Genomic DNA, 24,157 nt, shown 5'->3' with positions numbered 1-24,157 from the left:
TTCGATTTAACGCATTAAATTATTTTAATGCGACACTAGTGATATAGATTGTGAATATATTTTAGTGCTTTGTTAATCGGCTCTCCACACCGAGGCAGGCTTTCCGTGGGCGTGGCTCGAGCCTTTAGTCTCGCGCTCACGCTTTTCCCGTTGGAGTCTGCCTCTTGTTTCGAGCCTCGTTCGCATTCTAAATTTCACTCACCCTATACATGACAATAAAAAACAAGTGAACTTTCATAATCTATTAGAAAATACTACAAGTTTTACACAACATTTGTAAAGGTCGATTTTCCATTTTGGAAGATCGACCTTTATTTTTAATACAATGTGACATCCTCATAATCAAATGATGATAATGGGGAGCCACCTACATCAGATATTTGTCCAAAGTTATCCCCATGTAATGGACTATATTTAATTTCTACAGACGTAGCATTTTTTAATCGCTCATATAATTTTTTCACATATTGATCGTTGCGCTCTCTCCATAAATCAATCCTTAATGTATTTTCAGATGCATATATTAAAAACCCTCGTAATGCATATTCTACACCGTCTACTTTTACAATAAAGCCACCTGTGTATTGCTCATAACGGAATTTCATTTGTGAATCAAAAGTTAAATGAAATTCTCCATCCTCTTTCCTATACACAATATTTTGAGGAGTTGTGTCTACAATTTTACTAAAATCTTCTGTTATACCTTTTGTTAATGTTGTATTTATTACATCAAAACTATAACTCACAAGATTTGGTTTATTAAAATGAATCGTGACCGCAGATGCTTCATTTAATTGTAATCTTTCATCAAACATTAAAGTGTAACGATTAAAATTTATCCCTTTACTTGTAATCAATCTCGTCGGTTGTTTCACACCAATTTCTGTAGTAATTGAAAAATCTTCTACTGTTAGTTGATTACTTGATTCTCTATGATTAATACCTGCAACTACGTCAATGCTTAGATTTTTGGCATCATGTCCAACACTCACTCGATCAATTGTTATTTCACCTGAATTTATGTGATATTTATCTTGCCCATTCATTGGAGAAAACAAATGTTTATGAATAGATGTATCTGTAATTCCCGTTCCATTATATGAAATTGTATCTCCCACATTAACACCAGTTACATTCAATTCAATATATGAAGGAGGCTGTTTCATATCTTCATAGTTATAATGTTTCTCAATACTTGTTATGCTTCCATTTGATAATTTAAAATCTTCTACTTTGAGATTATTAACTTCTGTATGTTCACTAAAATGCATATATATTTTATTTCTATCTTTATTAGTATTGACTAACATAACATGTGGTGCTGTATCATCATATGTTTTTAAAGGAGAAAATTGAATATGCTTTAATACTACACTTCCAATTTCTTTATCATATAAGTCACTCACTACAAAACCAATTCGAATTTCTTTCGCGCTATTTCGAAGTGCTCGTCCTGTGTTAAAAGATGTGACTTCATTTGCCTCTATTTCAACATTTGCCCATGCATACGTTTGAAATATTATATCTGGGTCTTCTGCATAACCACCTATTACACTTTTACGCGTCAATTCACTTCCTTCAAATCCAGAATCTACAACCCAGTAAATTTTTGTTCGCATAGTTGTCTTCACATCGACATGAATCATACCATTGACAATACGTACTTTCGGGTAGCCTGGTGCGAAGCGGATATCGTTGCCGTCTTTGTCAACTTCCATAATGTTTCTTGACAAAATGTTAATGTTAAACGTTTTTGATTCACCATCTACTGTTGCTGTAAGTGTTACAGGTGTGTCATCATCGCCGCGCATAATGTCACCTGTTGCTACGTTAACGGCGTCACTGCTTGTTGTCCATACAATCGTTTTGTTCGGGAAGTTCGCGTGCGATGTTAGTAAGTTCAGCTTGTCGCTTACGTAGCTTGCGTCGTTATTGTTGCCAAGGAACATTTGCTCAATCGCCTCAAAAATTGTCGTCGGTTCTGGCTCACCGATTATAACGTCGCCTTTAATAATAAGGCTGTCAGGTGCTTTTATTTCGTCGATGTGTCCGTTCACTGTAATGTTTGGTTTGTTCGCCTCAACCGTTAATGTAGAAATGTTTCCATCAATTACGATTGGCTGGTCGGCAATGTAGCTTGCAGGAATCGTTAGCTGTTCAAAAACGCCACCTGTTAACGATTGATCCACGAGAATCGCACCGCTTTGTAATACGGTTGCCGCAATTTCAGTGGCACCTGTTGCTAAAATGCGGATTTTGCCATCTAGCTTTTGAACAATCAGTGCGCCTTTGACGTCTACGCTATTAAAGAAAACCGTATTCTCGCCGCCACCTTTTGCGTATACGTTGCCCTTGATCGTTACTTCATCAAGCGTTACGTCGCCACTACCTACCGCTTCATCAATCGCAAGGTCACCTGTAATCGTTGCGTTTTTTAACGTTACGCCGTCCGCTTTAATCAGAACGTCGCCTGCAATCGTTTTTCCTTGCAAATCGTATGTACCCGCTTCGTCGTACACTTCAGAAGCAACTCGAAATTGCATGCTTACCGCTTCCGTTAATGGGCGGTTATCGCTTTTTGCTTTCACTTCTTCTGTAAGAGTAATGCTGTATATGCCTGGTGCATAATCGTTTTGAGTTGTAACCGTCATTTCCGTAAGTTCTTTATTGTATGTCACCCTTTCAAGTTCTTGCATTGTCCCGTCGTCTCGATTAATTTCAAAGCTGACTGGTGTAATTGTTAAAGGATTCACCGCTTCACTAAATTCAATCGTCCATGCTTTTGCTGGATCGACTGCGGTTTTCATTTCAAACGTTTGTTGTGCATGCGTCGGGCTCATGCCAGCAAACGCGGCAAGTAGCACGACGATCACACTCATCCATAGTTTTTGTTTCATCTGTTTTCCTCCTTGTTTGTTTTACTCTTTCTTACTACTCAGCTTAATGAGAAACGGAAATAGAACAATGAATACGATGCTAATGTATCCTAATACGGTCATCATATTTAACATGTTCGATGCGATGTATTGCTGCTCGTTGCAGTTTGGACATGCTTTCCCGTCCTTTGAAAACGCAATTGCTAGCACATCTTTTGCCGACCATTTCTGTTGACAGTTCGCGCATTTAGCCATTTCATTCACCTCCTTGAACATCATTATACAGGAATACCACTAGTTCATCTCATTTTTTCTATTAATTGGATTATAACGATAAAAAGCTGTGCCGCATGTTTCGCGACACAGCTTTTGTCGTTATTGAATAGTTACGTGTTCGTGAAAATCCTTAATTCTTCCTTCCATATCATTCGTTTAGTTGCTGCTGATGTGCTTGCCAAAGAGCGTGCTCCTTCGCCTTAGGAATACGATAACGCTGCTCGTAGCGACATACGTTACATGAGCAATGCACCTTCCCTTTACTAAGCTTCCCCACAATCGGCAGGCGCTCTACATGCAAAATGCGCTGGATAATGTCGAGCTTTTTGCGAATCGCTCGCTGTCGTTGCTGTCGCGTATAAGCGCGTGTACGTTTCATCATAACATCCACTCCCTTGAAAGAAGCTAAGCTTGCAAGAAACGTCAAGGGATCATTGCAATTCCTACAAGCTTAGCGTCGTGTGGAATCGGAAAATATGTGACACGTGCTTGCTCCTTTCGATGAGGTTTTGTTTAATGTAACAAAGAAAAAAAATACGGAACTAAAATAATTGTCGTTTACATGTTACGCTACACACATTTATGAGAAACTGCTTGTAACTTTCGATTATGGATTCGATGGTATCGCTTCACTCTCACCAATTTAATGCTAAAAGTAAAACGCATAAAATTATGAAATCTTAACCAATGAAGAGCTATTTATGAACGTCCTGTCGTTAAACCCAACAAATTTGGTTGCCTTTATCAGCAAAAAGAAATATGCCTTGTATGTTTACATGTCACAAAACAAGACTATAGACCTTATAAATAAAAAAAATACATCATTCACAATTGCCTAAATAGCAATATTTTAGAATTTTCTGCATAATAAACATGGACATAGACCGATATTAATAAAGTATTTACCATTTTAGAAAGGGGTTTAATGTATGTCGATTAATAAACGTATGATCATTTCTTTCGGCACTATTTTATTATTTGTTCTCATCATTTGCGGAACATTTATTTATCAGCTTAATAAAGTAGATAATTCGTATACGTCCACGATTGATTCGTTACTACCCGTTTTAGAAAATGCGTCGAGTATTTCAAGCGACAGCATTCGTGCGACGTATTACATGCAAAGCTATTTAGTAGCAGATGATAGTAACCTTGCTGCATATGAGGAAACGATGACAAATTTGCGCTCGCTCATAGATAGCGTCATTGTGACAGCGAAAACGGACGAGGCACGCGCAGTCGTTGGCAATTTGCAAAATGCATTTGCGGAATATGATGTGCTCATGAAGGACGTTATTGAGCAAAAGCAAGCAGGCAATGATGCGGAGGCGCTATCTTTATTTCAGCTTGACGGTGAGGACGTAACCGTTGCTGTAACCGACGCGGCAAAAGTATTTGAATCGGGGCTCGTGCAAGTGTTTGAAAACTCTACAACGGCGAATGCGCGTGATACGACATTAACGATTATTTTAAGCTTCGTGCTCGTAGCGATCATTGTCGTAACGATCGTATTCGTGCTGTACTATATGCGCCGCGTCATTACCATTCCATTGACGCGTTTAAATGAATCGGTGAAGCTCGTAGCAGACGGGCAGCTGACAATTCCTGACGTCCCAACTTCAAAGGACGAAATCGGCTTGCTTTCTACGTCGTTTAACTCGATGAAACATTCGTTGCAGCAAGTTATTTCGACATTAAAGCAAAGTTCATTAAACGTACATCACTCTGTTGCCAACATGAGCGAGACAGTCGAATCAACGACGGAGCAATCAAAGGATATCGAATCGAGCGTTAGCCACGTGCTGCAGCTTGCTAATCGCAACAGTGCGACGGCGAATGACTGCTCGATTGCGATGGATGAAACCGCAATGGGCATTCAAAAAATTGCCGAGGCGACGCAGCATTTACAGGAGCAGGCGATGCATTCTGTGCAGCTTTCTTCTACAGGGCAAAATGCCATTTCCGACGTATCGCTGAAAATGGACGAAATTTCAAAGCATGCGGACGAAACGACAACGCAAATTCAGCAGCTCGCCCAGCAATCGACTGAAATTACAGTTATCGTACAAGCGATTACAGACATTACGGATCAAACGAACTTACTGGCGTTGAATGCTGCAATTGAAGCGGCGCGTGCTGGTGAGGCTGGTAAAGGCTTCGCGGTCGTGGCCGATGAAGTTCGCAAGCTTGCTGAGCAATCGAACGCTTCGGCTAGCCAAATTCGTACTATTATTGAACAAATTCAGCAGGCGACATATGCGATGGAGCAATCGATTGTGAAAAACAACGCCTCTGTTGCAGAAGGTGTTGAAACGATTCATCAAGCAGGCACAACGTTTAACGACATTTCGAATGCGATCAATACAATGCAAGATGAAATTAGTGACGTTTCGGCTATTACCGAGCAGCTTTCGGCATCTGCGCAGGAAGTGTCTGCTTCGGTCACTGAAATTGCTGAGGCGATCGGGCATGAGTCGACCGAGCTACAGGAAGTATCGACGAAAATTCAAGACGTGCGTGCGACGATTACAGAGCTTGAGCATATGTCCTCGACGCTGACGAAGCACGCATCAGAACAAGATCGCATTGCTGAGCGGTTTACTGTAGACGACGATGCGCCGCGCCCGTAAAAACTGAATCTTTTTCTCCCCCCTTATCGTATAATAGCTATAAGATAGGGGGCTTTTTTATGATTGCATTATTTATCGTTGCCATCTTTTTATGCGTTTTATCATTCGGCATTCATAACTTAAAATGGCATTTTTTAATTTCGGGCTACAACACATTATCACCAGAGGATCAACAAAAAGTCGATATTAATGGGCTTAGCAAAACGACGGCGGTTATATTATATGTTGTCGCAGCTTGTATTGCCGGCTTAGGCATCGCCACTTGGCAAGAAATCGACTGGCTCGTGCCGACAATCATTTTACTGCTCGTCGCGTTTTCAATCGGCGCTTCCATTTACTCGCGCCGCTATTCTAAAAACGTATCAAACAGTAAGCGCAAAAACAAAGTGGCGTCAATCATTCTCGTCGTAACATTCGTCGGCGTCGCCATTTTACTATACTTCTCAACGCAAGAAACGAGCGTATTAACGACGGACGACACGCTGACGATCGAAGGCATGTACGGCGACACATTCGCATGGGACGAGCTTGAAAATGTGCAGCTTGTCAACGAGCTACCTGCGATTTCACTGCGCACGAACGGCTCGGCAGTCGGCTCTGATTTAAAAGGTCATTTCAAGTTTGAAAATGGCGACAAGGCGATTTTATTCGTCGACAAAAGCGCCCCACCGTTCATTACGTTTACCGCAAACGACAAGCTGTATTACGTGAACTTTAAAAACGCACAGGATACGAACGAGTTGTATGACACGATGGAGATGCATATCGAAAAATAATTATTGACCGGCTTCATTTAAATGGAGTCGGTTTTTTTGTGCATTTGTCGTTCATTACTGTAAGCTGGAGTTGACGCATAAAAGTTGCTCGAAACAAGTACCTCCACGTGAAAAGCAACTTTAAATTATTGTGAAGAGCCGCATTTGTGAGATAATAGAAAAAAACAATTGCATGAGGTGAATCGATGAACGTTCGATTAGAAGGAAATGTGATTTACATACATAACACGCCGTATGAACTAGACACTGCGTTTGCCGAGCAACTGACGATGACGCCGCTTCCTGCATTTTTCCAGGCGCCAGTTGCAACTAACTCCGATCACGTAGAGCATATAGATGATGTGTTTGCGTACTTCGGCGAGCGACAAATGCCACTTGTAATGCGCCAGCACGCAAACGGGCATCGCGCTTTGTTTTTTGTCTCAAAAGATGCAGCATGTGGCAACGCTTATTTACAACGTGACGTGCTCGGCTCGATTACGAATGCAGCAGGTGCGCCGTTTTTCAATGCGGCACTAGAGGCACAAATTGTTGAAAGCGTGCATGAAGCGTTACGTGCGCTCGGTTATTTTAGCGATGCGGAGTTTGTGCTATTTGAGGCGATCATCGCTCCGTATTCGCTGCAATATGACGTGGCAGCTGTATTAACGTTTGCGGAACACGAAATTGCGGCACGCCACGCGGAGCTACAGCTTGCCCCACCGCATTTGAAGGACGTTTATACGGAGCGTTTTCGCAATGCGATTTGCTTTGAGGCGACGCTCCACAATTATCATTGGTCATTTGATGCGCGGACGATTCAAATTGCGCCGCTTCAGCTCGTAGCAACAAGCCGCGAAACGTTTTTCGACGCACCGGTGACGACGCATATCGATTTTGCGAAGCAGCTTGCGGCATTTGCGCCATTTGTGGACGTGCCGCATATGCTCATTGAAACGGAAGCTGACGAAATGGAGGCAATTGCTCGCTGGACGGAATGGTCGGAGCTTGGCGTTGTCGGGGCAATTGTCGAGACGCTTGAGCCGACGACGCGTATGATTGTGCGCGGTCGTGAATATTTGCGCCTTATTTATGGCATCGACTACACGGCCCCGCATGAACTGCGTGACAAAAAGGAGGCGCGACGATCGACGTTGCATGAGGTGGCGTTACAGCGTACACTGTATGAGGAATGGGTGCAGCGCTTTTTGCGACGTGACGATGCACATTTGTATGCACGCGCATCGCTTGCACTACACGTACAACTGGAGGAGCAACATGAACTATTCTGCGATGATTAAGCTCGCACTGTCGATGGCGCTTTTTGGCTCCATTGGCTTTTTCACGCGACAAACGGGCATCGAAGCAATCGAGCTTGTGTTTGTGCGCTGCATTTGCGCGACGGTGTTTTTAGGTGGGCTTTGGCTATTAACGAAGCGCTATAAAACGGAAAAATGGGAAAAGCAGGAGCTACTGCGCACCGTGCTTTGCGGCGTCTTTTTAGTGCTCAACTGGGTGTTTTTATTTAAAGCGTTTGAGGAAATGGCGATTTCTGTCGCGATTTCGATTTACAACATCGCCCCCATTTTCGTCTTACTGTTTGGCGCACTGTTTTTGAAAGAATATTTATCGATTGGCGCGATTATTGCGACGGCGAGCTGCTTCTTCGGTAGCGTATTAATCGTTGGCTTTGATGAGCTCGGCAGCATTGACGCCGTACTAAATTCTGGCTTCGTTTGGGCGTTTTTATCGGCTTGCTTTTACGCGCTGACGATGATTACGAGTAAAACGATACAGCATTTATCATCGTATGCGTTAACGTTTATTCAAACGACAGTCGGCATCGTCATGCTTGCGCCGTTTTGCGACTTTACGGTGTTTAGCGGCTTGACGACATCGAACTGGACGTACATTTTAGCGACCGGCTTCATTCATACCGGTTTTGTGTACTATTTATTTTTCGATAGTGTGCGCAGCTTATCGACAATTGTGGTATCGGTGCTCGTATTCGTCGATCCACTCGTGGCGATCGTGCTCGACGTACTCATTTTATCTTTCCGTCCCGACATGTGGCAGCTGTTCGGCATGGCGCTCATTTTCGGCGGCATTGTGTATACAATGTATGAGCCGATGCGGTCGAGGAAAACGGCATAAAGAAACGGCTGTTCGAATAGTCAAGTATCGTACTGACCTTTCAAGCAGCCGTTTTAATCATTTGTCTTTTTTCAAAATTCGTTTTTGAGCGGTGTCGTAAACTTCAGCATCTGCACGATTGCCAATAACAATAATTTCAGCAACTTCAATGACGTTATCCACGATTTTATATACAATTCTCAGTCCATTTGCTTTAAATTTAAGCTTGCGATAACCACATAAATTTGAATTTTTTTTATTGCCTAATTCTTCACCTATATTTGCGCCATTTTCTTGAATACGAAGCAAGCCTTTAGCGATGAATTTCTTTTGACTACCATCCAATTTGTGCCAATCTTTCTCTGCTTCCTTCCAAAAATATAATTTCGGAAAAAGATGATTTAGTTGTGACATGTTTGACGACTCCTATTCAAATAAGTCCTCATCTGATACGTCCCATTTCATCGCAGCTTGAACGATTTTTCGATCTTCATCAGTCGCGAAATCCTCGAATTTTTGTTTTTCGACACCATTTATTTCAACATTTTCGATACGCATACGTGTTTGAAGCTCGAATAACTCTTCTTCTAATTGCATAATAATATTTTGCATATGTTGATAGCTTTCGATAGACATAATGACGGAGTCTGGCTTATTATTTTCTAAAATTAGACGTGGAGCTATTTTCGCACTTTTTCGTAAAGTCGCAAAGTTTCTAGCAGCTTCAGAAGCGGCAACTAATTGATCGATCCCAAATTTTTGTGATTCCGTTGCTCTCATAATAAAAGCCTCCTAATATACGTTTGATTAATCGTTATATATTACATAATATATGATGCTTTATATCATGTAAAGTAATGCGTTATAGCGGAGACAAACTTGCAAATACACAAAAAATAAAGGAGCGACGAACATGGAAAAACTAGCCTACCATATGCAGCAGCAATCGATCACCACTGCGGATTATATCGCTTGGGCACATCGACGTTTAGCATTGCTTGACGAATCCCCTGCCCTCTTTAAGCTCGCGGCATTTAACGAAGACGCGAACATATTCGAAATCGAAAGCTGCTTCGAACAGGCGATGCGTGAATTACATCGGACTAGCACACTATTATCAAGGGTGGAAAGGGATACTCGCAACAGGCATCGCAGGCTATGCACTGTTTAACATTTATATCGCAAGCGGCTCATTGCTACTGCCGATCATATTGCATTTTATCATTGATGCGAAGCTTGTATTGATGCCATCTATACAAAAGAAGGAACTTTCGATTTAAAAACGAATATGTATTAAAGAACAGCTCGGACGTCCATTGCCTTTGCTGTTCTTTTTCAATCAATCGAGTCTAAACACGAAGAAAGCAGGTGTCACGATTGCTAACAATACAAATGACGATTCCACGATTTGAAAACGGATTTCCGCTACCCGATATCACTGGCGAAGAAATTAGCATTTTGTTAACTGATGAAAAAGCTGTCGAAATGGCTATCGAAAATGTCAATTGGCAAGCAGATGACACATATTTTGACGCACATTTTCAACTATCGATAAACGGGGAACTATTTTACGAAAACACAACGACCGACGCATACGGTACGTGGAATCAACTACTCGGTGCAACGAAAAATCGTGGCAAGCATTACGTTTTATTTTTAGATAGCGCACTTAGCGATTTAGACATCATTCATCAACATGACTATACGTTGCAATACGTTCATGTCGATTACATATGGGGCGATGATGACCATTTAATTAGCCGTTCGAAAAAGATGGTGACGAGTGCGCCGCTGCAAAAGGAGGTCGTAGAAGAAGCGATTCGACAAGGCTTTCAGCAGTTCGCCTCCTTCATACTCGACAACGACATTCCGATTTCACCGATGTATAAAGAAGCACTACAACGACATTTAGAGGAAATGTAATATGTTTACAGAACAACAGCTAAAGGCGATGATTCGCAGAGAACCCGCGAGTGACCGACACCCTTATGTAGCGCAGGATGATGGGCTACTTGAGAAATCGTTACAACCATTGCTCGACGACATAGCTCAGGCAAACATTCGCTACAACGTGTCAAACGATCATTTTGGCTGTGGCTATGCATCGTACATTCAAATTGTTTGTTGGACGGACCAGTTTGCAAAAATGATTGAGCAAGACGGGCATTATATTATGATGAAGATCGTCGCGGGTTGTTCATTCTTATTAGCCGTCTTGCACCAGTAGCAGCAATTGTCAATGACGCTTGGCAATTTGCAAGCTTGGACGAATTCGGTAATGATACAAATGTTGGCGGGACGATGCCGACAGACTCTGAACTCAAAATCGACAACAAATACAAGCCGTTAGCGAAACATTTATGTCGCTTATTGTTAAAGCACCATTTTACCCCTTTACAAAAAAAGTTCGTCGACAAGCCGCTATCATTTGATGAAAAAATTCGCACATCCGCTTGATCTATTAGTTGCTCATATGATTCTTTGCATCAGCTCCCTTTTCACGAACAATAATGTTATTTATTGTTTATAAATTACCGATTAATGGTACAATTTCAAGAAAGGATGCTCTTCACTGCAAGTTCAAGTTGACGCATAAACGTTGCTTGTAACGAGAGGCGGACTTAGCAACCGTAAGTTATAGTAAAGAGCGAAAAAGGATGATGTACAATGAAACATTTTATCGGTATATGTTTAATAGGCGCGACATTAACGTTAACCGCTTGCAGTTCTACAGAAGAAACGAGCGCTTTTGGCGTTGAATTAGGGGCGACAGAATCAGAGCATATCGAACAGGCAACAGCCGATTTAAGTGAAGCGGATTTTGATGCAGCGATTCAGCGTGCGATTGAGGAGGACGACTTGTTTGTAGCAGGTGCCACGTACGAAGCGTATTTGTTAACACAAGCGGACCTTTCGAAAGCACATTTTGAAAAAGCAAAGGAGCAGGACATTTTCTCAGCAGCTGTAACGTATGCGGATTACGAAAAGCTTGCAGAAGCGGTTGTCAATTTAGAACAATTTGAAAAAACGATGCTTGCCGATCAAGGTGACTATGACGAAGAATTTGCGAAAATGGCATATGGCTCATACGTCGCAAAACTCGTTCAATCTACAATGACGAAATCACAAATAGGTGGGAAATCCCTATATTGAAAAACAACAAAACAATTGTAGCCTCCATTTGTGCAACGGCGCTATTGACGAGCTCGTTTGTCGTAGCATCTTCTCGTTATTTCCATGACAAAGAAATCGACACGCTCGTTGCCAAATGTGAGGAGCAACATGGCACATACGATGTAACAATGACCGATGCGCTCACAAACAGCTATTCATTTCAATGTCGTGCCAATGACTAACATGAAATGTAATGAACTATATGTTGGAATGCTGCTGTTGCCTCGCGCTCATTGTATGCAGTCGAAAACGGATCCATAAAGCCGTGTGCCGCATTGATAAGCTGAACAGATACATGCGCATGAACAGCTAAGTCACGTTGTATATGCTCCGGCTGAAACGACGCTTCGTTTGCCGCAAACAATAAGAGCGTATCTGCAGTCGGCACAACATGTGTATATTGGCGAATGCGCGAGCCGTAGCAGCCAACTACTTTCGTCATCGCTTGCTCCGTACTGCAAAGCCACGCAACAGTCGCACCAACGCTAAAGCCAACGATGTAAATGGCATCGTACTGCTTCGCTCGCTCAAAGCGAATGTGCTCCGTAAAATACGTATAAGCGATTGTCTCCTCCTCATATGTAATGACGTCAAATGATTCATCTTGCACCGTCATCTCCTCGAAAGCAACGCGCTTAAAATGTAGCTTCTCATGTGTATGCCGTTTTGTTGCAAGCTCAATCATATTTGCTGAAATGTCGACGCCCGTTACATATATAGCGCCGTACTGTACACAATGCGCCGCAAAGTCTCCTGCCCCACAGCCGATATCTAGCACCGCTTTGCCATGTAATGCCGGTAGCTGTGCAATGAAGTGAGGCTGCTCTAATAGGCGATTGTAATTGTTTTGTCGTGCTCGTATTTGTTGATACTGTTGAAAAAAGCAATCGTTGTCATAAATATTTTGTTTCATGTTCCGTCTCGTTTCCTCATAACGTTATGAATCATTTGCGCAACTTCATTATCGCATTCACAATTAAAAAGAAATAGACTTATAATTCAATTTTTGATAGGATGTAGATAGAGGCATGTCTTCTTTAAAAAATGCACAAAAAAGGTGAGAATCTTCATTGATTCCCACCTTTTTTACGTTTACTTCACGAGCATATTTTCCGCAAACTTTGCGAGCTGCTGCGCTTGATAATTAATTTCTTGCATCGTCCCTGTAAAGTCCTCCATTGCACCAGCTTGTGTATTCGTCAATGAATTAATTTCACTAAACGATTGGTTCAACGTAACGAGCAGCTGCTGAATGTTTCGCGTAATGTTGTTAATTTGATCTGCATTTTCCTTCGAATTCGTCGCAAGCTTGCGTACTTCGTCTGCTACGACTGCAAAGCCTTTTCCGTGGTCGCCTGCCCGTGCTGCTTCAATCGCCGCATTTAAGCCGAGTAAGTTACTTTGATCTGAAATGCCTTTTACGACTGCTGAAATTTGCCCAATTTCACCCGCGCTCGTGCTGACGTCATGCATCGATTCGGTCATATTTTCGACGCGACCTGATAGCTGGTCAATCGACGTATTAATTTGTCCGACTGTCGTTGCGGTTTGCTCGACGATCGACGAGAAGCTTTCTGCCATTTCAAATAACTTATGCGCCTTCTCTAAGCTCGTTCCGACGCCTACACCACCAATAACGCGCCCTGTCTCATCGTGAAGCGGGATTGCATGTGCGGCAAGCGGAAAGCCAAATACTTCCTTTGGTACGATAATCGACACTTCCTTATTTTGACGAATCGCGAGTGTAATCGCATCACCTTCAACTAACGGCTGCCCAGTTCGAACGTTTAAATCGAACGTTTTTCCAGGCACGTTAATGAGCAACTTGCTCGTGTCATATACGCCGATTGTGACGTCGTCGTTTAACAGTTTATTTAAGTACGGTGCGATTGTTACAAATGCTTGAATTACATCTTGTTGAGCCATAAAAGCTTCCCCCTCCAGTAGCAAATAAACGTATGTATTGCGTTTTTTCCTTTGTTCATTTTGTACTCCTTTATCAAGCGTGTTGATTAGCCATTAAACTGGCATTTCGCGTATGGTGGCTCGCTTTCCTGGGGCTCGGCACCCGCTCCATGCCACTAAAATGCAGCGTTCATCTCCGTGTTGCTACTAAAAACAAGCAATTCAGCTGTATAAAAATAGCTAATCAACAGACTGTCCCTTTATATCATTCCCAAAAAAGCCCATAATCATTCACGTATTTTTATATTTTTTACAACATTTACGAAGCAAAAAAGCGTAAAATAAAAGGCGAACTTATATTGTGAAAGTAGGAATTGTTTTGAAAAAGTACGCATTATGGATTTTCACGTACGCCGCTACCCCCATCTTCATGTTTTTATTGTATTTCTTCTCCACGAAGCAAGAAGGTCAAGAATGGTTATTTTCATCATTTATCGTATTTATGTTCTCGCTCTTTTTAGTGCTGTGGAAGCAGTTCGCAAAACATGCAATCGGCTTAACTGCGATGACCGCATTCACGCTACTCATGCTCAATAGCGTGCTTTATTTAACGCCGCAGGAAATGAGCGTTATTTTCGTATCGTTTATGGTCGGGGTACTGCTCGTGCTGCATCGCAAAACAGCAAAAGAGGGCATCGTTGCATCACTCGGTCTCGTGCTGCTAAACATGACGTTATTTTTACCGCTTAGCAATACGGTACTACTCATTATTGCACTCGTCATTAATGCGCTCATTTGTGCCGTATGCTGGCTGAAATTTTGGACGTTGCCAAAATGGCTATATAGTGGCTTAACGGTCATTACGCTCGTACTGCTCATCATTTCATTTTTTTAAACAACAAAAAGTGCTAGAGAAAATTTTCTCTAGCACTCTTTTTTATGCTTGTTTCGCAGCTAATTTCGCCTCGCGTTTACGATCGCTCTCTGCTACGTAAAGCGCACATGTTAAGTCACCTGTAATGTTAACAAGTGTACGTGACATGTCAAGTAAACGGTCAATACCGATAATTAATGCAATACCTGCTACTGGTAAACCTACTGCCTCTAATACCATCGCAAGCATAATTAAGCCCGCTCCTGGTACAGCTGCTGTTCCGATTGACGCAAGCACTGCCGTTAATACAACGATGATCATTTCTTGTACAGATAAATCAACGCCGAACACTTGCGCAATGAAAATTGTCGCAACCCCTTGCATAATCGCCGTTCCGTCCATGTTAATCGTTGCACCAAGTGGCTGTACGAAACTGCTAATTGGCTTCGGTACACCGAGCTTTTCTTGTGCAATGTTCATCGCTACTGGTAACGTCGCACTACTACTTGATGTACTAAATGCAACGGTCATCGCAGGAATAAACATTTTCATAACGTGAATTGGGTTTTGCTTCCCTAAAAACTTCATCGCACTGCCATACACAACGAAGAAGTGCACGACAAGTACAAGAATAACAACTAGCATGTATAAAAGCATCGCCTTAATTGCGCTGAAGCCTTGTGAGCCGACTGCTGATGCGATTAAACCGAACGTACCGAACGGCGCAAACATCATCACAAGCCCAACTAAATACATCATAATTTCGTTACCTTGCTCTAAGAAACGTTTAAATGTTTCGACTTTTGAGCCTAACGCTGCTACACCGATTCCGATAAATAACGCGAAGAAAATAATCGCGAGCATATCACCAGAAGCCATTGCTTGAATCGGGTTTGCTGGAATAATACCGAGTAATGTCTCCGATACTGGTGGTGCTTCATTCGCCTCATAGCTTAAGCCTGACGTGTCAAAATTACCGCCAACACCTGGCTTAATTAATAATGCAAAAATAATACCTAATGTAATGGCAATCGCCGTTGTAGATAAGAAGAAAATAAGCGTTTGGCTACCCATACGACCTAACTTCTTCGGATCACCAATGTTCGCTACCCCAACCGCAATTGAGAAGAACACAAGTGGCACGATTAGCATTTTAATTAAGTTTAAGAAAATTGTTCCGAGCGGTGTGAATAAATATGAATCCAATGTGCTAAAGTAATCGCTTGCAAACAAGTTAATAAGTACGCCTGTTACTGCACCGAGCACGAGCGCAAATAAAATATACTTTGCTAATTTCATACGTTCAACCTCCTAAGTTATTTTTTCGTGTTACAGCATAAAAAAGCAAGAACGAGCTTTTTTACACTAGTTACTAATAGTATAATGCGTTTTCATGCAATCGTTACATAAATATTACAAAACACATGAAAATATTGCATAAGTAACAATTTATTATACAGAAAAATAACGTTTTTGCCAAGCAATCGTCAGAAAATCGGCAGTGTAACGTGACAAATCGTTACAATTTCTTCTACTTTTCGAACATTAACTATTCGTATTCTTCAACTTTTACTACAGCAATAATTTTAAAATGATGCGAACAATTCAGCTCATACACCTCATTAAAATTATATTAAAAAAATAAAAAAACTCTCATATCACGCGTGTTGATTAGCCATTAAAATGGCTAATCAACAGACCTGATATTATAAAAGACCATCCGCATGTGGCGAATGGTCTTCATTCATTAATCGTTATGATGAAAGCGATGCTATAAAAACTATATAATTGCTTTCGCCTGCTCATAAGTATTCGTAATGACGTTTGACGTATTCATATGCTCCTCAGTCAAGCTCGTTAGCGTCGCACTGAGCTGTTCAATGGCCGCAGTGTTGCGCTCAATGACGTGAGCAAATGTACCTGTACTGTCGGAAATGCCGTCCGTATGCGCGTGAATTTCTTTAACGCGCTGATGGAACGCTGCTACACTTTGCTGCATGTCCATCATTTCCGTATATAGCGTCGTGAAGATCATCGTCGCCTTATCCGTTTTTTCCGTTTGCTTTGAAATGTTGTCAATGCCGCGTTGTAAATTCGTCAGCGCCTCGCTCGTAAATTCATTGACCGCATGTAAGTTGCCGTCAATTTGTACCATCGTATGCGCCGTCATATCAGCAAGCTTACGAATTTCCTCTGCTACGACTGAGAAGCCTTTTCCTGCCTCACCTGCTCGTGCAGCCTCAATCGATGCATTCAATGCGAGCAAATTCGTTTGTGCCGCAATTTCCTTTACATCTTCTGAAAACGTATTAACTTCAGCGATGCGCGTCGTCAACATTTTAAACGTCGTATTAAATTGGATGAAAAACTCATGGAATAGCTCCATTTCCGTTTTAATCATGCCCATATTTTCCTGACCTTGTGCAGCGCGATCTTCTGCTTGTAACGCTTGCTCTAGCAACACGTCTAATTCCACCGTCATTTGCTTCACTTCATGCGCCGTCGATGTAACGCGCTCAACAATTTCGTTAACGTGCTGAGATTGCAGCGTCGCCCCGTCATTTACTTCATCTGCCGCTTGTAGCATTTGCTGCTGCGCTGTAATCGTCACGTCGGTCGCCTGCTTAATATGCTGTAAGTTCGACGTAATGTCCGTCACCGCATGCTCTAAATGCTGTGCCTGTTGCATTTCCTTTAATCGATTTTCCTCGGACTGCCCGAGCATGTTGTCCACCCTTTGAAATAGCTTACCTGTCTGTTTCACTTGCATAAACAGCGCGCTAGCAATCAGTGTAAACATTAAATAATAGTTCGATACAAGGCCGATATTTGTTGGAAAGCCGATTGTATGCTGGTATACGACTAACGCTAATGAAAGTACGAGTGAAAATACATATGTAGCCGTAATTGCTGGTAAGCTACCGAGCACTAAAATGAGAACCGGCATAATAATCGACAGCAATGAAATGCCGCGACTCAAAATGGCAGATAAATTCGTAATTGCTAAAAAGAATACCGCAATATATGGGAAGTAACGCACCCATTTTTCATTTTTCATCTGCATGTAAAACGCTGCTGCTACAAGCGTAATCGGTATCGCGATGCCTAGCACAATACCGAGCGATGCATTACCGTTAATAAACTGTACAATTAATCCTAAGCTATTCGCAATAAAGTATACCGCAAAAATTGTCTTGTTCTTTTTCGCTACTTCTACAGATTGAATTTGTTTTACATTCACGACATTGCTCTGCTATTCGCCAAAAAACATTCATGCCCTAACGTATAGCAGAATGTTCACCTCGCTTCATTTTTAATTTTATTGTCTCATTTTATGGGCATTATACATACACTAGCTTTCTTCACTCAGAAAGCAAATAATATGTACCTCCCTTACTCTCAAAAATCGCATAAGGTCGGTTTCTTTTACTATTATACACACTTTTTTGAATTGTTAAACTTTTCTATATTACTAAAACTTTAATGCTATTAAAATACAAATAAAAAAGGCGATTTACACACATTCGCATGTAAATCACCTAACGTTATTCAACCGATGCATTACCGTTACGCATAAGAAAGCAGCATCGGCTTCATAATGACCGTTCACTTACTGTACTTCCTTATATAAATCTTTCATCTCTTTTTTCGTCAATCCACGGCGACTCATCTCTAACTTCACGAGCTGTAAATTTTTTTCGCATGATAAATACGCATTTAAACTTTCTAGTGAAGAACTTTTCATCTCTTTATATGCTTTTTTGCGATTGCGATATAGCATATAAAGCTCTGCTAATTGCACATTCGTTATTGTGATCATAATCCACCTTATATACATTGAGATTTTTTAAAGCCATTATATTACTGATTAATTATAGCATTTATCAGTTAAAAGCAATATAAAAAAATGTTGCATTTTACGTAGCTTACGAGCGATTGTAACAAATATGTAAAAATTGTTTAAAGGTTGCGACAATATAGCATTTTTACTCATATAGTCGGGTATACTAACTCATATAAAGCAACAAGCGTGTGAATTCGTCTATTAATCGGCGGCTCGCGGTGCTCCTGCGGTTACCCGTCGCACATAAATCTCCTAGGGGCTCGGCGGCAAACGTGATGTTAGTCATGAGGGCGATAACTCGTATAGTGTTCCTCAAAACTTTGCGATTTACGTTTTTTCCTAAGCAGTCTCGCCGCACGCTACCTGCCATTTATATAAAGCATTTATTTCAGCTTAGTTGCTAAAAACAATGTATTTCACGGTATAAAAATAGCTAACGGATCTGACGTTATTTCGAAATTGTGCACCGACTACGCGCCAGTGAAAACATACTCTATTGCAAACAAAAAAACGGATTCAAAAAACAAATCGTCTTTTGAATCCGTATCCGTTATTCTTTTTGATGTGACGTTTCGTAATTTTGCTCAAAGAAACGCAATAAGTCCATCGAAATAATTTGGTCTGAATAATGCATAACCGATGCGGCACGCTCCATCGCTGGGGCACATACATCGATTGTCGTTTCCTCACCTGTCGCACGATCGTAACACACGTCTTGCGTATATACGTAGTCGCTCGTTACGACACGCCCATCACGGAATGGCACGAAGTTTGGATGCTCCTCTGAGAACAGGTCGTTACCAAACTCAACATCTGATGCTGTACTAATGCCGAGTAAATGTAAAATCGTTGGACGTAAATCCATTTGGCCTGAAGTCGTTGCAATTTCTTTCCCATCATTTGAGCCAGGAATATGAATGAACATCGGCACTGATTGCAATAATGCATGATCATACGCCGTTAATTGTTCCTTACCTAAATATTGCGCCATCGCTTTATGATGTAGCTCTGAAATACCATAATGGTCACCGTACATTACGATAATTGAGTTATCGTATACACCATTTGCTTTTAGCTGCTCAAAAAATACTTTTAACGATTCATCCATATAGCGTACTGTTTGGAAGTAACGGTTTAACGTACCCGAATTTGAATCGTACTCTGGAATAAGCTTGTCTTGTTCTTCTAGCTCAAATGGATGGTGGTTCGTTAGCGTAATTAAACGCGTCGCAAACGGTTGCTCCACTTGCCCTAAAATTTGTGCTGATTGCTCGAAAAATGGAATATCCTTCATGCCCCAGCTTACACTTTGTCCTTCACCAATCGTGTAAGCATCGACGTCATAAAAATGATCAATGTTCAGTGATTGGTACATACGGTCGCGATTCCAAAACGACTTGTTGTTCGCATGCATAACGCTCGTGTAATAACCGTTTTCGCCTAAGCGCTGCGATAATGATGTGTACGTATTTTCACCATTCGTGAAAAATGCTGCACCGTTACCGCTACCTAAAAATCCGTTTTCTACAATAAATTCAGAATCCGATGTTTTACCTAAGCCTGTTTGGTGGTAAAAGTCACTAAAGTAATACGTATCTTGATCTTGCGTTAATGAGTTTAAAAACGGCGTTACGACATGTCCGTTCATTTCCTCATTAATGACGAAGCTTTGCAGCGACTCCATCGATACGAAAATGACGTTGCGGCCTTCATATTTGCCGAACATATCTTCATTAATGCTAGCTTTATTCGCTGTTGCGTAGTTTTGAATTTCAATTAATTCATCACTATCTGCCATTGCACGCTGCGTCGACGCTTTCGTCTGTGTGTACGCATCGTATAAATGATAATTATATATTCCTAAATTTTTCACTAAAATTAAACGGTCAAAGCTACGCGTTAATAAATCTGGACGCTCCTGCTCGGCAAAAAATAAGTTCGTCGCAAATACAAGTCCAGCAACCGCCATGCTCGCTAACATAAAACGTTTGCGATGTGTTAACGTATCTTCTTGCTCCTTCATCATTTTCACCGCAATTAACACGATGAAGAAATCGATGAAGAACAATACATCTGACCATGCTAAAATTTCTTTAATCGAACCGCCTAAATCGCCGAAGTTACTCGTTTGCGATAATACTGGGATCGTCACAAAGTCCGTGTAAAATCGATAAAAGCCGACGTTACCGTATAAAATTAAATCCAATACGAATATCGCCGTTAAAATGTACCAGTTACGAGCTTTTGCCTTTCTAAATAAAAATGCAAAGCCAAACACAATACATAAAAAGCTAAGTGGGCTTAACCATAAAATTAATTGCTGCGTAAACGTTTCAATCCCCAAATCAAAGCTTAAGAGATGAATCGCCACAGTTTTTACCCAAACTGCGATAATCGCGATTAGTAAAATGGCATATGTTTTCATCTTATTCACAAAACGTTCCTCATTTCTCCTCTAAATTACTACGTATATTTATGTCATGTCTTCTCTTTCATATAGACGCTTGCCGACGAGTTAAGTTTCTTAGGAATCTCAATTTCTTATACTACCATATATTGCGCAATAACAGGAATAAAAAGTTTTGCCACGAAATTCTAAAAATTAGTGCGCCGTCCTGTCCGTCACATAATTTGTACAAAATCCGCATTTCTCGCTTATTTCTTCATCATATGCGCGTTTTTTATAACGCTCTGTTTGTGAACAAAATAAGTGCTTTTTGTCACCACATTCACCGTTTTCCGTTTAATAATTTCAGCGCTTTTCGTTGTGTATTTGTTATACTGTTATTACAATGGGAATATACGATTCCAGTAAAGGTAGGCATCATACAATGGAAACATTTGAATTTGTAGGAAATGGCGGCTACATTGTAACGCTAACGGACGACGAGCTCATTATCGAATGTAAAGGCGTCAAGTCATTTTGGATTTTTTATCACGTCAAGCCACGCGTGAAGCACATTCCAATCGCAGACATTATTCGCATCGATACGAAAGGTCCTGGTATGCGCCCTGGCTACGCACGTTTTATGACACCAGAAATTATGGAATATCAAAGCAGCAGCTACGTCGCCGTACATGATCCGAACTCGATTATGCTTGAGGAAGAAGACACTGCGTCATTCGATCGTCTATTCAAGCTGTTAAAGAAAAAAAACAAGCAAATTACGCGCGAAAATCAAAAAATGTAACGACTGAAAACCTAGATGGCGAGCTGCTTTCTAGGTTTTTATGTATTTGTGCCAATACATCTATATACATTGAACTTAATATTGTACCGTTCTTTTGTTTCGGCGGACGCTTTTCGCGGAGAGCAACATGATGTTGGTCACAAAGGCGTTGTCGCATGGACGCGACGAATTGAGCCTTTGTTCCAACACGTCAGAACAATGCTTTCCTCATGTCATATTCAAAAGTTCAATCTCTCTATATATACGGTGTTGAGTGTTTTATTATTTCTCCACATCGCGGCAAGCTTTTTTCCCAGGCGTGGAGGCAAGAAGACAATGCAATATGGACGTGGCATTGCCTTCCTTGAACCTTTCGTGTCACGCTGAAGTCCGCCTATCGTTTCGAGCCTCGTTCGCATTATACATTTCCATCCCCCTCTATATACTTACTTATACGAACGATGCTGCATTTAGTTTCATTCACATGAAAAAGGCTGCGCTACTGTCAAAATTCGACGTGTAGCGCAGCCCTTCATTCATTTATTCTGCTGTTACTTGCTGCTTCATCGAGCCTGTTTTCATAAGGCGTGTATGCCATGAAAATGCTTTTTCTAAATCGTGTGGTAAGTGGTGGTTACCCGCTACTGCACATGCATCTTGGTAATATTGCCATAATTGATCTTTGTAATCTGGATGCGCACATTTGTCGATAATAACAGCGACGCGCTCTTTCGGACTAAGCCCGCGTAAGTCTGCAACGCCTTGCTCTGTTACGAGTACGTCCACGTCATGCTCTGTATGGTCGTGATGAGAAACCATTGGCACGATTGACGATACGTCGCCGTTTTTCGCAGACGATTTCGTTACGAAAATACCTAAACGTGCATTTCGTGCAAAGTCACCTGAGCCGCCGATACCGTTCATCATTTTCGTACCACATACGTGTGTCGAATTCACATTGCCGTAAATGTCTGCTTCGATCGCTGTATTGATTGCGATTAAGCCTAAACGACGAATAAGCTCTGGATTATTCGAAATTTCTTGCGGACGTAAAATTAATTTATTCGCATAGCGCTCGAAGTTCGAAAATACAGTTTCGCTCATGCCGTCTGACAGCGTAATCGATGCACCACATGCTACTTTTACTTTGCCTGCATCCATTAGCTCAAACATCGAGTCTTGCATTACTTCTGAATATAACTCTAAATCTGTAAATTCTGAATCGATAAAGCCGCGAAGCACCGCGTTTGCGACTGCTCCAACACCTGCTTGAAGCGGTGGTAAGTCTTCCGTGAAGCGACCTGCTTTAATTTCATCACGTAAAAAGTTAATTAAATTTTGTGCCATTTGATCCGTCTCTTCATCGCTCGGTGTAATTGGCGATGGAACGTCTGGAATATTTGTAATGACGATGCCGCGCACTTTATTAATATCAAGTGGAATACCAATTGTGCCGATGCGATCTGTCGCCTTCGTTAGTGGAATTGGTTCACGACTACCCCAGTGTTTCGGTACATACACGTCGTGGATACCTTCTAAAGCATCTGTATGTGCCACGTTTAATTCGATTAATACTTCCTTCGCTTCTTGCACGAAAATTGGTGCGTTACCTAAAGACGTCGTTGGAATTAAATAGCCGTCCTCTGTAATTGCACATGCTTCGACAACCGCGAAATCAAGCGGTCCGTAAATGCCTTGACGTACAAGCTCCGGCGTATGTGAAAGGTGAGCATCTGCGTATAAAACAGAGCCTTCGTTTACACGTTTACGCATTGCCGCTGCACCTTGGTAAGGACCACGACGACGCACGATGCCGGCTTCTGCCATTACGTGATCGATTTCAGGACCAGTTGACGCCCCTGTATACACATCTACTTGGAAATGCGCTTCTTTCGCACGCTCTGCTAACGCTGTCGGAATAACTTTTACGTCACCTGCGCGCGTAAAACCACTCATACCTAAAGCCATACCATCTTGAATAAATGATGCTGCTTCCTCTGCTGTTACAATTTTGTCACGTAAACCGACGTGACGTAACTTTTGTTGAATTAACTCTTCCATAAACATTGCCCCCATCCATTAATTGACAAACATTTTATGCTGCACTACCTATGCAGTTCACCTAAAAATGGCGAACTATTTTTTTACATCAACCTTATGTAAATTACAAAATTTAACTTTATTGCTAATTCATATTTTACAACATGTGTGAGTAAAAATACATATTTTTCTACAAAAATATATATTTTTCGAGAATTCTATTCATTTTTTATACTAAAAACGCTGAACATGTTGGTATATCTAATTTCCAGCTATTATATAACAACAATTTTACTATTGTTTTTACAGTCATTTCCTTATTGTATTTTCAATAAATTATTATTCTACACTCATAATGTTCCTTACTTGTGACAAAAAAGAGAAGTTTATTGCACAAGACAGAAAAATTAAGAATAAAATTTCGATTAAACCTATTTTTGGTTCATCACCGTAAGCTGGGGTTGACGTATAAAAGTTGCT

The 24,157-nt window shown here is 41.3% G+C and carries 24 protein-coding genes; 12 read left to right on the top strand and 12 right to left on the bottom strand.

Annotated features, from left to right (window positions below):
- Nucleotides 1–317 precede the first annotated feature (317 nt).
- The 3 genes from A6K76_RS16245 to A6K76_RS16235 form a co-directional block, all read right to left on the bottom strand.
- Complete coding sequence (locus A6K76_RS16245; RefSeq protein ID WP_066466625.1) at nt 318–2,897, bottom strand: immunoglobulin-like domain-containing protein; 2,580 nt, start codon at nt 2,895–2,897, stop codon at nt 318–320.
- A gap of 21 nt (nt 2,898–2,918) precedes the next feature.
- Complete coding sequence (locus A6K76_RS16240; protein ID WP_066466624.1) at nt 2,919–3,131, bottom strand: hypothetical protein; 213 nt, start codon at nt 3,129–3,131, stop codon at nt 2,919–2,921.
- A gap of 169 nt (nt 3,132–3,300) precedes the next feature.
- On the bottom strand, nt 3,301–3,534 hold the full coding sequence (locus A6K76_RS16235; protein WP_066466623.1) for a hypothetical protein: 234 nt from the start codon (nt 3,532–3,534) through the stop codon (nt 3,301–3,303).
- Nucleotides 3,535–4,081: 547 nt separating this feature from the next.
- Between A6K76_RS16235 and A6K76_RS16230 the strand changes: the two genes are divergently transcribed.
- The 4 genes from A6K76_RS16230 (at nt 4,082) to A6K76_RS16215 (ending at nt 8,691) form a co-directional block, all read left to right on the top strand.
- Nucleotides 4,082–5,782 (top strand): methyl-accepting chemotaxis protein, encoded by a 1,701-nt coding sequence (locus A6K76_RS16230; RefSeq protein ID WP_066466622.1) that lies wholly within the window; start codon nt 4,082–4,084, stop codon nt 5,780–5,782.
- 59 nt (nt 5,783–5,841) lie between these two features.
- The gene (locus A6K76_RS16225; RefSeq protein ID WP_066466621.1) at nt 5,842–6,558 is read left to right on the top strand and encodes a DUF3784 domain-containing protein; all 717 of its coding nucleotides are present in this window, start codon (nt 5,842–5,844) and stop codon (nt 6,556–6,558) included.
- Between the two features lie 185 nt (nt 6,559–6,743).
- A complete protein-coding gene (locus A6K76_RS16220; protein WP_066466620.1) occupies nt 6,744–7,838 on the top strand; it encodes a DNA ligase-like domain-containing protein in 1,095 nt (364 codons plus the stop codon).
- Entirely contained in the window at nt 7,816–8,691 is an 876-nt protein-coding gene (locus A6K76_RS16215; protein ID WP_066466619.1) for a DMT family transporter, read from the top strand. Before A6K76_RS16220 ends, A6K76_RS16215 begins: the two co-directional genes overlap by 23 nt.
- A gap of 57 nt (nt 8,692–8,748) precedes the next feature.
- Here A6K76_RS16215 and A6K76_RS16210 read toward each other — a convergent pair whose 3' ends face one another.
- Together A6K76_RS16210 and A6K76_RS16205 are read right to left on the bottom strand one after the other, a co-directional pair.
- A complete protein-coding gene (locus tag A6K76_RS16210) occupies nt 8,749–9,084 on the bottom strand; it encodes a type II toxin-antitoxin system RelE family toxin (protein WP_066466618.1) in 336 nt (111 codons plus the stop codon).
- A 12-nt stretch (nt 9,085–9,096) separates the two neighbouring features.
- A complete protein-coding gene (locus A6K76_RS16205) occupies nt 9,097–9,450 on the bottom strand; it encodes a hypothetical protein (protein ID WP_066466617.1) in 354 nt (117 codons plus the stop codon).
- A gap of 308 nt (nt 9,451–9,758) precedes the next feature.
- On the opposite strand from A6K76_RS16205, the gene A6K76_RS16590 reads away from it, so the two are divergent.
- The 6 genes from A6K76_RS16590 to A6K76_RS16175 all read left to right on the top strand — a co-directional run bounded on the left by A6K76_RS16590 (nt 9,759) and on the right by A6K76_RS16175 (nt 12,026).
- Nucleotides 9,759–9,950 (top strand): CPBP family intramembrane glutamic endopeptidase, encoded by a 192-nt coding sequence (locus tag A6K76_RS16590; protein ID WP_169818043.1) that lies wholly within the window; start codon nt 9,759–9,761, stop codon nt 9,948–9,950.
- 97 nt (nt 9,951–10,047) lie between these two features.
- Nucleotides 10,048–10,593, top strand: a complete 546-nt coding sequence (locus A6K76_RS16195) for a hypothetical protein (RefSeq protein WP_066466615.1) — start codon at nt 10,048–10,050, stop codon at nt 10,591–10,593.
- Between the two features lies 1 nt (nt 10,594).
- Entirely contained in the window at nt 10,595–10,897 is a 303-nt protein-coding gene (locus tag A6K76_RS16190) for a hypothetical protein (protein WP_066466614.1), read from the top strand.
- Nucleotides 10,864–11,127 carry a hypothetical protein gene (locus A6K76_RS16185; protein ID WP_066466613.1) on the top strand — a complete coding sequence of 88 codons (264 nt, stop codon included), beginning with the start codon at nt 10,864–10,866 and terminating at the stop codon, nt 11,125–11,127. The genes A6K76_RS16190 and A6K76_RS16185 overlap by 34 nt, the downstream gene beginning before the upstream one ends.
- Nucleotides 11,128–11,337: 210 nt before the next feature.
- Nucleotides 11,338–11,823: a hypothetical protein gene (locus A6K76_RS16180; RefSeq protein WP_066466612.1), complete on the top strand. Its 486-nt coding sequence runs from the start codon at nt 11,338–11,340 to the stop codon at nt 11,821–11,823.
- Nucleotides 11,820–12,026, top strand: coding sequence for a hypothetical protein (locus A6K76_RS16175; protein WP_066466611.1), 207 nt, complete (start codon nt 11,820–11,822; stop codon nt 12,024–12,026). The genes A6K76_RS16180 and A6K76_RS16175 overlap by 4 nt, the downstream gene beginning before the upstream one ends.
- Here the strand turns inward: A6K76_RS16175 and A6K76_RS16170 are convergent.
- Together A6K76_RS16170 and A6K76_RS17240 are read right to left on the bottom strand one after the other, a co-directional pair.
- Nucleotides 12,023–12,757, bottom strand: a complete 735-nt coding sequence (locus A6K76_RS16170) for a methyltransferase domain-containing protein (protein WP_066466610.1) — start codon at nt 12,755–12,757, stop codon at nt 12,023–12,025. The two genes, A6K76_RS16175 and A6K76_RS16170, sit on opposite strands and share 4 nt — an antisense overlap.
- Before the next feature lie 179 nt (nt 12,758–12,936).
- Nucleotides 12,937–13,770 (bottom strand): methyl-accepting chemotaxis protein, encoded by an 834-nt coding sequence (locus A6K76_RS17240; protein WP_066466609.1) that lies wholly within the window; start codon nt 13,768–13,770, stop codon nt 12,937–12,939.
- A 358-nt stretch (nt 13,771–14,128) separates the two neighbouring features.
- On the opposite strand from A6K76_RS17240, the gene A6K76_RS16160 reads away from it, so the two are divergent.
- The gene (locus tag A6K76_RS16160; protein ID WP_066466608.1) at nt 14,129–14,644 is read left to right on the top strand and encodes a hypothetical protein; all 516 of its coding nucleotides are present in this window, start codon (nt 14,129–14,131) and stop codon (nt 14,642–14,644) included.
- Nucleotides 14,645–14,686: 42 nt separating this feature from the next.
- Here the strand turns inward: A6K76_RS16160 and A6K76_RS16155 are convergent, their stop codons facing one another.
- The 4 genes from A6K76_RS16155 to A6K76_RS16140 form a co-directional block, all read right to left on the bottom strand.
- Nucleotides 14,687–15,922 (bottom strand): dicarboxylate/amino acid:cation symporter, encoded by a 1,236-nt coding sequence (locus tag A6K76_RS16155; protein WP_066466607.1) that lies wholly within the window; start codon nt 15,920–15,922, stop codon nt 14,687–14,689.
- Nucleotides 15,923–16,403: 481 nt separating this feature from the next.
- The gene (locus A6K76_RS16150) at nt 16,404–17,864 is read right to left on the bottom strand and encodes a methyl-accepting chemotaxis protein (RefSeq protein WP_066466606.1); all 1,461 of its coding nucleotides are present in this window, start codon (nt 17,862–17,864) and stop codon (nt 16,404–16,406) included.
- Between the two features lie 369 nt (nt 17,865–18,233).
- Complete coding sequence (locus A6K76_RS16145) at nt 18,234–18,443, bottom strand: hypothetical protein (protein ID WP_066466605.1); 210 nt, start codon at nt 18,441–18,443, stop codon at nt 18,234–18,236.
- 574 nt (nt 18,444–19,017) lie between these two features.
- On the bottom strand, nt 19,018–20,892 hold the full coding sequence (locus tag A6K76_RS16140) for an LTA synthase family protein (protein ID WP_066466604.1): 1,875 nt from the start codon (nt 20,890–20,892) through the stop codon (nt 19,018–19,020).
- 406 nt (nt 20,893–21,298) lie between these two features.
- Here A6K76_RS16140 and A6K76_RS16135 point away from each other — a divergent pair, with 406 nt between their 5' ends.
- Entirely contained in the window at nt 21,299–21,658 is a 360-nt protein-coding gene (locus A6K76_RS16135) for a hypothetical protein (protein ID WP_066466603.1), read from the top strand.
- Between the two features lie 519 nt (nt 21,659–22,177).
- Here the strand turns inward: A6K76_RS16135 and scpC are convergent.
- A complete protein-coding gene (scpC, locus tag A6K76_RS16125; protein ID WP_066466601.1) occupies nt 22,178–23,698 on the bottom strand; it encodes a succinyl-CoA:acetate CoA-transferase ScpC in 1,521 nt (506 codons plus the stop codon).
- Nucleotides 23,699–24,157 lie beyond the last annotated feature (459 nt).

The sequence above is a fragment of the Caryophanon latum genome (genome assembly GCF_001700325.1).
GTDB classification, from domain to species: domain Bacteria; phylum Bacillota; class Bacilli; order Bacillales_A; family Planococcaceae; genus Caryophanon; species Caryophanon latum.
Note: the sequence above shows the minus strand (reverse complement) of the source record. Positions and strands in the feature narration are given on the sequence as shown.